At 67.9% G+C, this 12,873-nt stretch carries 5 protein-coding genes; 2 read left to right on the top strand and 3 right to left on the bottom strand.

The genetic code is table 11. From position 1 onward, the window contains the following. The first annotated feature begins 49 nt into the window (after window positions 1-49). The gene (locus ENSA7_RS29355) at window positions 50-1,594 is read left to right on the top strand and encodes a sodium/proline symporter (RefSeq protein WP_219908079.1); all 1,545 of its coding nucleotides are present in this window, start codon (window positions 50-52) and stop codon (window positions 1,592-1,594) included. 165 nt (window positions 1,595-1,759) lie between these two features. On the opposite strand, the gene ENSA7_RS29350 is transcribed toward ENSA7_RS29355, so the two are convergent. After that, the gene (locus tag ENSA7_RS29350; RefSeq protein WP_181234232.1) at window positions 1,760-3,601 is read right to left on the bottom strand and encodes a 2-hydroxyglutaryl-CoA dehydratase; all 1,842 of its coding nucleotides are present in this window, start codon (window positions 3,599-3,601) and stop codon (window positions 1,760-1,762) included. A 103-nt stretch (window positions 3,602-3,704) separates the two neighbouring features. Beyond that, complete coding sequence (locus ENSA7_RS29345; protein ID WP_106092681.1) at window positions 3,705-7,325, bottom strand: BadF/BadG/BcrA/BcrD ATPase family protein; 3,621 nt, start codon at window positions 7,323-7,325, stop codon at window positions 3,705-3,707. A 442-nt stretch (window positions 7,326-7,767) separates the two neighbouring features. Here ENSA7_RS29345 and ENSA7_RS29340 point away from each other — a divergent pair, with 442 nt between their 5' ends. After that, on the top strand, window positions 7,768-9,123 hold the full coding sequence (locus ENSA7_RS29340) for a putative porin (RefSeq protein WP_106092680.1): 1,356 nt from the start codon (window positions 7,768-7,770) through the stop codon (window positions 9,121-9,123). Here the strand turns inward: ENSA7_RS29340 and ENSA7_RS29335 are convergent. Continuing rightward, on the bottom strand, window positions 9,106-12,837 hold the full coding sequence (locus tag ENSA7_RS29335) for an AAA-like domain-containing protein (protein ID WP_106092679.1): 3,732 nt from the start codon (window positions 12,835-12,837) through the stop codon (window positions 9,106-9,108). The genes ENSA7_RS29340 and ENSA7_RS29335 overlap by 18 nt on opposite strands. Window positions 12,838-12,873 lie beyond the last annotated feature (36 nt).

The following is a 12,873-nucleotide window of genomic DNA, read 5'->3' as shown; positions in this document are numbered from 1 at the left end:
CCCACAGGCGCCTGGCCCCAGCTGACGACAGTGTTAGCCTGGGCCGCACATGCGCGAATCGTACGAGACGATCTTCAAGCTAGTCGGCATCCTGCTGTACCTGGGCGTGCTCCTGGGGATTGGCGCGGCGGCCTCGCGACGCATGAAGAACATGCGCGACTACTTTGCGGGCGGGAAGAACCTCGGATTTCTGGGTATCGCGTTCTCGGCCCGGGCGACCGGGGAGTCCGCGTGGCTGCTGCTCGGGCTCACGGGAATGGGCGCGTTCGTCGGGGTCAAGGCGTTCTGGGTGGTGCTCGGCGAGGTGTTGGGCGTGATGGGGGCGTGGCTGTTGATGGCGCGACGCTTCAAGCGGCTCACGGATCGCTATGACTCGATCACGATCCCCGACTATCTGGAATCTCGATTTCGAGATGACGCGCAGCTGCTGCGCCGGGTCGCCGCGATCGGGCTCGTGGTGTTTGTGACGATCTATGTGTCGGCGCAGATCCACGCGACCGGGGCCGCCTTCGAGGGCTTCTTGGGCTGGAATTACTATGTCGGCGCGCTCGTGGGCTTTGTCGTGGTGTTGATCTACATCATGTCGGGCGGGTTCGTGGCCGTGGTCTGGTCCGACATCTTCCAGGGCTTGCTGATGTTCCTGGGTCTGGTCAGCCTGCCGATCGTCGGGTTTGTGGTCGCCGGCGGCTGGGGCAGCGTGAGCGAGGGATTGACCCGGATCGAGCCCAATCTGCTGAGCTGGTCGGGGCAGGGCGCGTGGAGCCTGGGCGCCGTGCTCAGCGTGGTCGGCCTGGTTGCGATCGGCGTGGGGTTCATGGGCTCGCCGCAGATCTTCGTGCGCTTCTTGGCGCTGCGCGACGAGGGCGAGATCAACAAGGGCGCGGGCGTAGCGATCGCGTGGACCCTGCTGGCGGACTCGGGCGCCGTGCTGACCGGGATGGTGGGGCGCTACTTGCTGACCGGCCCCGGTGACGACGTCGAGGCGGTGCTGGGTCTGAAGGCCGAGAACGTGCTCCCGCAGCTGGTCGAGCAGCTGCTGCCGCTGGCGTTGGTCGGGCTGTTCATTGCGATTGTGCTGTCCGCGATCATGTCGACGGTCGACTCGCTGCTGGTGCTGGCCGCGAGCGCGGTCGTCCGCGACTACCACCAGAAGGTCCTGCACCCGGAGCTGCGCGATGAGGCGCTGGTGTCCCTGAGCCGCTGGGTGACCCTGGGGCTGGCCGTGGGGGCGCTGGCGATCGCGTTTGGCGTGGCCGGGATGACGGGTCGGCAGTCGGTGTTTTGGTACGTGCTGTTCGGCTGGTCGGGGATCGCGGCGACGTTCTGCCCAACGATCATCTTGTCGGTGTTCTGGCGTGGCATGACCAAGCGCGGGGCCCTGGCGGCGATGATCAGTGGGTTCCTGGCGGTGCCGCTGTTTACCTTCGTGGTGCCGAAGCTCGGCGCGGTTGGGGCCGTCGTCGCGCAGCTCAGCGAGCTGCCGCCTGCGATGGTGTTGTCGGTCGTGATCGGGGTGGTGGTCAGCCTGGGTGATCGTGCGGGGGCGGAGCGGCTCCGCGAGGTCGCGACTGAGCTCGACGAAGCCGCGAAGTAGCGGACGCGGACACGGTCATGCGGGTTGGTACGACCGGGCGGCCCCCACGAGTTCTGAATGCTGACGAGGTCCCGGCGAGGCTAGCGACGATGCGCTGGGCCGGCCCACCGAGAAACCGCGGCTCCGGCGAGCGCCGAGAGCCGCGTTGACCGAACGACGTCCAGATCAGTGTACCGAGCGCGCCGCGAAGCGCGAGCCGATCACGGGCAACTTCTCGAGCGGCACCCGCTGTTGAAGCTGCAGCATCGCCTCTTCACCGAGCTCGCGCGCGACCACCTTGGCCCCCCGCGCGAGCGCGGGCGAGGCGTCGCGGGTGGCGTTCGCCAGCCCAACCGCGTCGTCGGCGAGCTTGCGGGCCTTGATCAACCCGCGCTCCCACGCGGTGGTGTTCATGTGATCGCGGACGTCGTAGACCATGCGGGCGGCCTTGCACGCGGCGATCTTGCGCTGGCTGGGAAAGTACAGCGTGTCGCTGAACTTGGGGGTCTTGGCGATGTACTCGTTGACCTGATCGAGGGTGAGCTCGCAGTCCTCGAGCGCGCTCTCGAGCTCCTTCTCGGCCGCCTTTTGGGCCTTGAACAGGAACATCTGCACGCGCGAGTAGAAGTTCACGGCCCCGTCGCCGCTGGTCTCGACGGCGCAGAAGATCGTGCCGGGGTAGCGCTCGGCGACGACCGACTGCACGCCGTCGCTGATGCCCGAGCTGGGCATGCAGCCGAACGGCTTGACGCTCAAGGTCATGTTGGTCTTGCGATCCACGAAGTTGCTGATCGTGTTGGCGACCTCCATGTGGCCCTCGCCGCCGCGCAGCTCGGAGCTGTAGAAGCCCTTGGCGGTCTCGGTCCCGTGGGCGACGCTGTGCAGGTGGTAGTCGTGGTAGCCCATGATCTCCGAGTAGGTGGTCCACCCGGCGCGCACGGCCTGCTGGGCCATCCACAGCAAGCTGCGCTTCTTGAACGCGCCAAACCGGCCCTTGTCCTCGAGCCCGCTCTGGGGGTCGTGCTCGCGCAGCAGCTCGCGCTGCTCGAGGTCGGCGACCTCCTCCCAGATGTTGTAGAGCAGCCACTCGGTCACGAACTGAATCTTGACCTCGGCGCCCTCCTGCTCGAGGAAGCGCTGCATGTAGTAGTTGCCGTCGCCCTCGGTGGTCATGGCCCAGAACTCGCCGGTGATGCCGACGAAGGGCCGGACCTTCATGTGGTCGACCTCGACGGCGGCCATGATCTTCTTGGCCTTGTGGAGCGCGGGGATCAGCGGCTTTTTGTCGGTGAAGGCGTCGTAGCAGACCTTCTTGGCCTGCTCGAGCGCGATGTTGGTGGCCCCCGGCACGCGCTCGTAGGGGCGGATCCGGTAGCCGAGGCCGTTGATCACGTCGCCGATCAGCAGACCACGAATGATCGCGGCGAAGAACTTGGGGCTCATGTCGAGGCCGCTGTCCTCACCGGTAGCCTGATCCACGCCGCCCTTCTCCTGGAACAGCATCACGCGGAACCCGTCGAAGCCGGCGTCGCGCAGGGCCTTGCGGTACTCGGTCGCGTACATGCCAAACCGGCACGGACCGCACGACCCGGCCGTGAAGAACACGAACTTGTCGATGATGTCCTGGGTGGCCATGCCCTTCTCGTCGCGCAGCGCCGTCAGGTACTTCACCAGGTTGCCGACCGTGTAGTACGTGGGGTTGCACTGGGCCCGGTTGCCAAACTCCTTGCCCAGCCGCAGCGACTCGTTGTCGGGCCGATCGAGGGCCAAAATGTTGTAGCCCACGGCCTTGACCGCGGCTTCAATCAGCATGTCCTGCGCGACCGTCAGCCCGCCGAGCAGCATGGTGATCTTGGCCTTCTCCGACTTGGTGAACCCGAGATCGACCATCTCGTCGGTCCAGTACTTGGTGTCTTCGAGGCCGAGGCGCTGGCGCTCTTGCTGCTCGAACTCGGCGAGCTCTTTTTCAATGTCTGCGATCTGCGACTGGCCGTAGATCGGGAGCTTGTGCGAAATGACGTCGTTCATGGCGGTCCTGTGGGTGGCAGGGATGGCTGCGAAGCGAAGGTGTGATGGCTGCGAAGCGAAGGTGTGATGGCTGCGTGGAAGAAGAGTTGGGGTGGGGAATTGTTCAGGGCGCGATGGTCTCGGTCTTGTCCCGACGACCCAGGCGGATCTGGACCAAGTTCTTGGCCTTCGAGAGCAGCCGTTGGCCGGTCTCGACCGCCGGCTTGGGCACGTACTCGCGGACCCGCTTGCGCACCGCCTCGAGCGCCTCGTCGATGCCAGGGTCGCGGCGCTGCATCTTGCGCAGCTGCGCTTGCTTGAGCTCGAGCAGCTCGAGCCGCTTGTTCTCGATCGACTGCAGCAGCTGCTCGCGCTTGGCCGACGCGTCCTCGAGCCGCTCTTTGTGGAGCGAGAGCGAGTGGGTGTAGGTCTTGACCCGGATCTTGATCGAGCCGCCGGGCTTGTTGGCGTCGAGGTCGTGGAGCGCGGCGGCCGGGACCTTGGCGGCCTGGATGATCGAGTCGACGAGCCCGTAGGTCGGCGCGTCGCTGCCACACTTGAAGCTGCTCAGATCCAAGATTGCGACGTTGGGGTGGTGGGCCGCGAAGTTGGCCGCCCAGACCCGCTGGGCGCTGTTGGCCAGGTAGTTCTCGGGCCACACGTGGCTGATCTCGAGCGGCGATCCAATGTCGCCGTTGTCGAGCTCTTTTTTGTAGTAGCGATCCAGATACTCGCGGCTCTTGGGGATCGAGCGAATGCTCAAGATCGGGTAACCGAGCGCCTGGAACTCCTCGGGGATCGAGTGACCAATGCCGGGGTCGCCGTGGTAGGGGCGGGCGAGCACCAAGATTGCGATCGAGTTCTCGGCCTCGGCGGTGTCGAGGATCGCCTGGCCCTTGTGCTCGACGTCGGCGTTGAACGCCTCGAGGGCCGCGAAGCCCTGGCTGCAGGCGAAGTCGCTCTCGTCCTGGGTGATGCCCAGGCGCGGGCCCCAGGTGTCGAACAGGTTCTTCTTGAGGAAGTTCACCTCTTCCATGTTGATCGGGTCATCGACGTACTCGATGTCCCTGACCGCGAAGAAGTCGAGCTCCTTGGTGAACGCGGCCCGCATCACGTTGGGGGTGCCGGCCACGATCGGGCACACGCCATTGTTGTGAGTGTCGACGATGAACCCAGGGATGAAGGTCTTGACCGGGAAGTAGATGAAGTTGAGCGGGCGCCGCTTCTCGGGCTGGTGCTTGTGGAACAATAGGTTGTGGATGTGGGCCTGGCAGACCTTGGCGGGGAAGCACGGGTCGATCGAGCCGTAGCGCCCGCCCTCGGTCCACAGCGTGTCGTCGGTGACGTCGCTGAACACGATGCCCTGCTTGGGCACGCCGAGTGACTCGAAGTAGGCGCGGAAGAACGGCGCGGTCGAGTAGAAGTTGAGCACCCGCGGCATGCCGATCCGGACCTTCTTCAGGCGCTCGTGCGCGTCGGAGCGCTGGAACGGGCGGCGGATCTTGCGTCGCTCGATCTTGAGCACGCCGGGGGTGACCTCGACGTCGTCGATCATGGTCCCGGCCGCGGGCATCGGCGAGGTGTCGTAGACGTGCATGAACGCCTTCTTGGCCTCGTAGGTGACCATGTTGGGGTATTGCGACGCGATCTCTTTCTTCGCGCGCACGACCTCGAGCATCGCCTCCTGGCTCTCGACGGTGCCCTTCTCACACGAGAAGCCGGAGATATAGCGCGACAGGCTGCCGTCGGGCCGCTTGGTGTCGATGAAGGTGCGGCTGCACTCGTTGGGGCAGAAGTGGCAGGTCGTGGACTCGTCGTTTTGGGTGGTGAACTCGAGCCCGAGCGTGGCGTCGATGCCGATGAAGCGCGTGGTCTGGGTTCGCTCGTAGCGGCGCAGGCACTCCATGGCCGCGCCGATCGCCCCGGCCTCACCGGTGTGCGGATGCACGAACACCTCGGCGTCGGGGACCCGCTCCTTGATGTAGTCGACCTGGGCCTTGACCGCGGCCAGGTTGTACTGGGTGCCGCCTTGCAGCACGAACTTGCGCCCGAGCGAGGCCATGCGCGGGATCTGGACCACGTACTGCCACACGTTCTTGGGCAGCACCTGAGCGAGGCCGGCGAGCAGCTCTTGCTTCTGGAACCCCTCTTTTTGGAAATTGACCCGATCGGTGTCCAGGAACACCGCGCAGCCATACGAGAACTTGGGCGCGAGCGAGGCCTCGAACGCGTTCTCGGCGTACTCGGTGATCGGGATGCCGAACTGGTCGGCCATCGCCTGCAGCAGCATGCCGTTGCCGGCGCTGCACGAGTTGCTGAGCTTGAAGCCCTGAATGTCGCCGTTGCGCATGAACAGGACCTTGATGTCCTGACCACCGATGTCGCAGATCACGTCGACGTCGCCGAAGAAGTGGACCGCGCTCATCATGTGGGCGACGGTCTCGACGATGTTGACGTCGGCGAGCGCGACCTCCTCGAGCACGTCGGCGGCGTAGCCGGTCGCGCCCAGACCCAGACACTCGATCGTGGCGCCCTGGGCGTGGACCTGGTCACGCAGCGATCGCAGCAGATCCTTGGCGTCGACGATCGGGTTGCCCTTGGACAGCTGGTAGGCCTTGGCGACGATCTCGCCGTCCTCGCGCACGAGCACGGCCTTCGAAGAGGTCGAGCCGCCGTCGAGCCCGATCACGGCGCGGACCACCGAGCCCGGCACGAGCTTCGCCGGCTTGAACTTGGGGATTGTATAGGTCTCGCGGAAGCTGTCGGTCTCGTCGGTGGTGGCCGACAGCGGCGGGCCAGCCTGGTCGCCGAGCTTGGCCCGACGGCCGTTGCGGATGAACTCTTGCAGCGGCTCGCGGCCCTTGAAGCGGGCGCCCGAGTCCGGCAGCGACATCCCGTAGATCGCGGCCCCGAACGCTGCGTACAGCTCGGCGTTGTCGGGCACGAAGATCATCTCGTCGATCGTCATGTCGGCGGGCGGCTCGAACCCACGGTCGCGCCAGGTCTCGGGGATCCGCTTCTTCCAGCACTCCTGCAAGAACGGCAGGTAGGTGTTGGGCCCGCCGAGCAGGATGACCCGGGGCTTGAGGGTGTTGCCGCGTGTCAGCACCGAGAGGTTCTGCAGCACGATCGCGTCGGCCAGCGAGTTGAGCACCTCGTCCTTGGGGATGCCCGACTTGATCAGGTTGACGATGTCGGTCTCGGCGAACACGCCACACTTGGCGGCGACGTGGTGCAGCGCGTGATCACTAAAGTGCAAGCTGGTCGCAAAGCCCGGCTCGGCGCCGACCTTGATCATGCACTTGTCGATCGTGGCGCCCGTGCCCGACGCACACTTGTCGTTCATTGACGCGTTGGCGGTCAGGTTGCCGTCCTGATCCTGCTTGAAGACGATGATCTTCGCGTCCTGGCCACCAAGCTCGATCACCGCGCGCACGTCGGGGTACAGGTGCTCGACCGCGAGCGTGACCGCGTTGACCTCTTGCACGAACTTGGACCCGGTCGGCTCGGCGATCGGGCCGGCGCCCGAGCCCGTGCAGAACATCTGGCAGGGCTCCGAGACCAGCTGCGGATGGGCCACCAAGATCGCCTCGAGCAGCTCGAGGACCTTCTCTGGTTGCTTGGTGTGGTGGCGCTGGTAGTCGCTCCACAGGATTTCGTACGAATGTCGATTGATGACGACCGCCTTCACGGTGGTCGAGCCAATGTCCATTCCAATGACGAGGTCGCTCTGATCTGCTCGCATGCCGGTTCCAGGAGGCCACAAATGCCCACAAACTCACCCCGAGGGAGCTCCATGGGCGCACTCGCGCGCCCGGTGGAACCGTGTTTGTCCTACGTCGGCTTGCGGGTTCTATACCGGTGACCGCGCATGTGCGGCCAGCGCAATTTTTTCGTGCTCGGCATTTCTTGCTGGGGTGGCGCCATTTCAGTGGTGCGGACAACTGTCATGGATGGAAGTAATGTCGCCGAAAAGTTAGAAACCCAACGCTTGACTGCTACTGGGTGTATGCCAAGATCCCGCCGATCAAACGCCTCAGTTTGCCCATGGTCGCCGATCTTCCAGCTTGCTGGCCGTCAGGCGATCCCACGACCGCATTCGAACAGTTGCAGCGCGACATTGACATCGACGGGGGCGGACCCGTACCGAGGGCGAGCTGATGGTTGGATGCGTAGGGTCCACGTTGTTGGCCAGCTTGCTCGGCGCTGCGCCGCCCGCCAGCTCACCCGCGCCGATCGAGCCCGTCCCGTTTGACGCGCCAGCGTCGGTCGGGCCAGGCGACGACGCCCAGCCGGTCGAGCCGGCGACGGCGCAGCCGGTCGAGCCCGCGCCCAACCCGGTCACACAGACTCAGCCGGGGATCGAGCCCGCGCCCAGCGAGCCTGTGGCGTCTGCGCCCGACGAGCCCGATCCCAACAAGCGGCTCAGCGTCGAGTACCGGCCGAACCTCGGGGTCCTCGTCAGCAGCGCCGACGGTCGGTTCGCAATGGGGACGTGGCTGCGCATGCAGCTGCGGGACACGCTCACTCACAATCCCACCACGCCGCCGAACCTGACAAACGGCATGGAGTTCAGGCGTGTCTCGTTGTTCTTCGCGGGCAACGTGTTTGGTCCCCACAACCAGTACTTCTTGCAGCTGGTGTTCGACCCGCGCGGGCTCGGCATGCAGGACGGCCAGGTCACGCAGTCGCCGGTCTTCGACTTCTTCTTCACCTTCGACTATCTGCGCGACCTCTCGCTCCGCATCGGGCAATACAAGCCGCAGTACAGTCGGCAGTTCATCGCGGCGTGGGCCGATCTGCAATTCGTCGATCGCTCGACCGTTCAGTCCGAGTTCTTGCTCGAGCGTGACCTCGGCTTTGATCTGTTCTCGAACGATCTCGGCGGCCTCGATCTGTTTCGCTACTCGCTGGGTCTGTACATGGGCCAGGGTCGCAACAATCTGGCGATCAACGACCTTCGCATGGACTACGTCGCGCGGCTCGAGGTGCTCCCGCTCGGGGGCTTCGACGAGTACGTGGAGGCCGATCTCGAGCGCAGGCGCAAGCCCAAGCTCGCGCTCGGGGCAGCGTACTCGTTCAGCGATCACGCGACGCGCGATCGGAGCGTGATCGGGGCCCTTCCCGCCGACGGGGGCACGACCAACATCCACCAGATCGTGGCGGACGGCGTGTTCAAGCTGCGGGGGTTCTCAGCCACCGGTGAGTTCTTCTGGCGTCGCGGCACGCGAAACCCAGGCTCGGCGGTCGACGACATGGGCGTCCCGCTGCCGATCACCGCGCCGCGCAACGGCATGGGGTGGTTCGTGCAGGCCGGCTACTTGCTGCCGCACGTGCCCGTCGAGCTCGCGGGGCGCGGCGGGCAGACGATCGCGCTTGGCAACAGCAGCATGGGCAGCATCGGAGAGCTCGGCGCGGGGCCCAGCTGGTACCTGCAGGGGCACGCGATGAAGCTGCAGCTCGACTACTTCCACACCTGGTCAAACGCCGACTTTGCCCAGGGCGCCAACCAGGTTCGGCTGCAGCTACAGATCGGGATCTGAAGGCTCGGCGCAGACGCTCGGGACCACGGAGCCGGGGGCCAAGGTCGCGCAGCCCTCGGCCAGCCACGCGCGCGGCCGGGCGGGCCACCGGGCCAGCTGCCCGCGGCCGTCGACGGCGAGCACGGTCTCGCCTTCGTCGATGAAGCGCAGCGCGGCCACGGGGCCGAACCCGCGGAACCGCGCGAGCGCCTCGGGGCTCGATGGCCGCCACAGCTCGACGGCGCTGGCCGTGCCGCCGCTGCGCCCCAGCGCGAACCACTCACCGTCGTCGGCGATCGCGACCCCGGTGATCGGCTCGGTCCCGAGCTCGAGGGTGGCGAGGCGCTCGCGGGTCTGGGTGGACCACAGCTCGGCGCCGCCGAGCTGGTCGATGATCAAGAAGAAGTCGCCGTTGATCGCGAGGTGCTCGGCCCGGCGCTCGGTCTCGAATGTGCCGAGGATCGCCGCGGTGCCCGGATCCCACGCGCGCACGATGTTGCTGCGGTCGGCGCTGACGAGGCGGGCGCCGTCGGGCGAGAGCGCGAGCCGATCGACGGGGGCCTCATGGCCCGACAAGGTCGCGATCGGCTGGCCGTCACCCGCGAGCAGCAAGACCTTGCGATCCTCGGTCGCGGCCGCGAGCAGCTTGCCGTCGATGCTGAGCGCGAAGTCGAGGACTCGGCTGCCGTCGGCGCCGGTGACCGTGGCGATCGGCTTGGCGTCGGGTCCGGCCGCGCCGCTGATCAACGCGAGCTCGCCGTCGGCGTAGAGCAGCGCGAGGCGGCTGCCGTCCACGCTGACGCCGGCCCTGGTCAGCGGTCGTGGCTGGGCCCAGCGCACGCTGGTCTGGCCGCCGGACCAGCGCAGCTCGAGCGCGGTCTCGTCGTAGTGCACGGTCGCGGCGACCCCCGCGGTGTTGAGCGTGGCCCCGCGCAGCGGCAAGCTGGCGGTGCTGTTGAGCGTGAGCGGGTGAACGCGGAGCTGCCCGCTGCGATCACCGACGACCAGCGCGGCGCTGTCGGGGGTGAACGCGAGGCTGGTCAGGGGGGCTTCGTGAGCCTGCGTGCTGGTCAGCAGCTCGCCGGTCTCGATCGACCAGACCCGCGCGATGCGATCTTCGCCCCCGGTGGCGATCAGCTCGCCCTCGGGTGACAGGGCGAGCGCGGGCGAGCTGAGATCCGACGGTCCGACCTGTTGGTTGGCCGGTCCCGCGGACGGGGCGTCTGCGGCCGCCGAGGTGAGCTCGGCGATCGAGCGCAGGGTCCCGCGGGCGGTGTTCCACACGGTGATCGCCGGGTCGCCCTCGAACGCAATGAGCAGCTCACCTGCGTCGGGGGTCGCGAGCAGTGAGCGGGCTCGGCCGCCGTCGCGCAGCTGGGGGACGCTGACGCTGGCCTGAACTTGTCCGCTGGCGACATCCCACAGCTCGATCGACTCGCCGTGAACCACGCCCACGCGGGTCTCGGCGCCGAGGCTGGGGTTGATCACGACGGCCTGCTCCAGTGCGAGCGTCCGCGCCAGCGCGCTGGCCTGCAGCCGCGCGCTCGCGTTGCCGGCCTTGGGATCGACCGTGTCGATGCTGCCGTCGCGGCGGATCACGCTGACGTTGCCGCCATCGTCGACGGCCAGGCTCGCGACGGGCGCGAGCGGCATCGGGACCCCGAACGGCGCGGTGATCGGCGCGGGCCCGAGCGCGGCCCCCTCGCTGAGGTTCCAGACCGTCAAGCTGCCCTCTTCGCTGAGCGCGGCCAGGCGCCGGCCCGAGGGCGAGAGCGCGAGCGCGTCGATGGTTCCGGCGATGCTGGTCAGGCTGGCGACGCGACGACCGGTGTCGCGCTCCCACACGTGGATCTCGTTGGTGTTGACGCTCGCGAGGCGGGCGCCGTCAGCCGTGAACTGCAGCCACTCCACGGGCCCGGCGTGGGCCGAGATCAGCATGGTGTCACCCGGGCTCGCGAGGTTGGCCGTGAGCCCGCGGGTGATCGGCGCGGGCACGTCGGCGATGTCCGAGCCGGCCTCGCTCCAGGCCGACAACGCCGCCAGCGCGAGCTCGAGCCCCTCGCTGCGACGGGTGGGCTCGGGGGCCAGCAGCTCGGCCCGGGCGGCCCGCTCGATCGCCAGGCGCAGCTCGAGCGCGGACAGCTCGGTCTCGAGCGTGTTGATCTTCAGGCTCTGTTCGTCGGTGCCCGCGGCCTGCTCGACGGCGTGCCGCGCGGTCGCAACGAAGTTCGGGCCCTGCGGATCCGCGGCGACGCCCGCGACGTCGGCCGAGCCACCGCTGGGGTCGTTCGATGCGGACCCCTGGTCGGGCTGAGTGCCGGTGCCACCGGGCGCTGCCGCGTCGGGCGAGACCACGGGCGCGCTGACGGCCACGCGGTACTGCCAGACGACGACGCCCAGCGTGGCCCCGAGCCCCAGGCACAGCGCGCTGCCGGCATAGAGCAGGCGTCGCAGCCACAGCGCGCGGGCGCTCTCGCTGGCCAGCACGAAGTCGCGCTCGCTCGGGGTCACGTCGGGGCGGCCCTCGACCCACTCGATCGCGGCGCGCAGGCCCTCGCCCCGGAGCAGCAGGCCCGAGCGACGCCCACCGGTCTCCCAGCGCTCGAGCGCATCGGAGACCGGGCGGCCCGCGAGCGCGCGCCGGACCCAGTTGCGATCGAAGGCGCGCTCGACCACGCGGTTGCGAACCCGCAGCTTGCCGCCGGCCGAGGGCGCGACGAGCCCGGCGACCTTGAGGCGGGCGACCACCAGCGCGCCCTCGGACCCGAGCTGCCGCCCGCGAAGATCGACGATCTCGCCGCGAAGCACCCGCTCGTAGGCCGCGAGCATGCGGGTGCGGTAGGGGTCGCGGTGGTCCCGACGCAGCCGCCGGGCCGTGTCACCGAGCAGCGGATCGACCTCGGGGCCGCGCTGCAGGAACGACTCGCGGATCACCGCTTCGACCGCGGAGGCCTCGCTGCCGCGGCTGAACTCGCGCAGCAGCAGGTCGCCGCAGATCCACTGGACCAGCGCGGGGTTGCCCGAGGTCCAGTCGTAGAGCGCGTCGAGCAGGGCCTTTTGATCGACCCCGAGCGGCGCGAGCGTGGGTCCGAACTCGTCGAGCTGCTCGCGGCTGAAGTCGCGCGGGTTGAACTCGCGGGCCGGCAGATCGAAGCTGCTGCGGCCGGGATCGCTGATTAATTCGTCGCGGGTCAGCGCGCCGATCAGGCACACGCTGAGCCGCCGCCACACGCCGTCCTCGCCGCGGGCGTCGGACATGGCCCGCAGCGCCGCGAAGAAGTCATCGCGGGCCGGCCCCAGCGAGCGGACCAGCTCGAGCTCGTCGATGAACAGGACCAGCGGCGCGTCGTGGGGCTCGAGCAAGACCTCGCGCAGGCACGCGCGCAGGCGGGTCTGCGGGGGGCCCTTCGAGCGGCGCCAGGCCTTCTTGGCTTGCTCGGCCAGGCCCAGGCTGCGCGCGGCCTCGATCACCACCGAGCCACAAAACGCGTCGGCGCGGGTCTCGGCCCCGATCCCGCCGAGGTCGACCGTGGCGACGCGCGTGCCGCTGGCGGTGAGCTGCTCCGACGCACGGATCCGCAGGCTGGACTTGCCGCTGCCGCGGGCCGACAGCACCAGCGTGTACTCGCCAGCGTGCAGCGCCTCGAGCAGGCCCACGTCGACCTCCCGCTCGATGTAGGGACCCGGACCGTAGAAGTTCCGGCCGCGCTGCGGTCGTTTGCTCGGACTGGACATGAGGTCGCCGCGAGATGATACCGCCTCGTGCGCCGA

It is taken from the genome of Enhygromyxa salina, from assembly GCF_002994635.1.
GTDB lineage: Bacteria > Myxococcota_A > Polyangia > Nannocystales > Nannocystaceae > Plesiocystis > Plesiocystis salina_B.
Note: the sequence above shows the minus strand (reverse complement) of the source record. Positions and strands in the feature narration are given on the sequence as shown.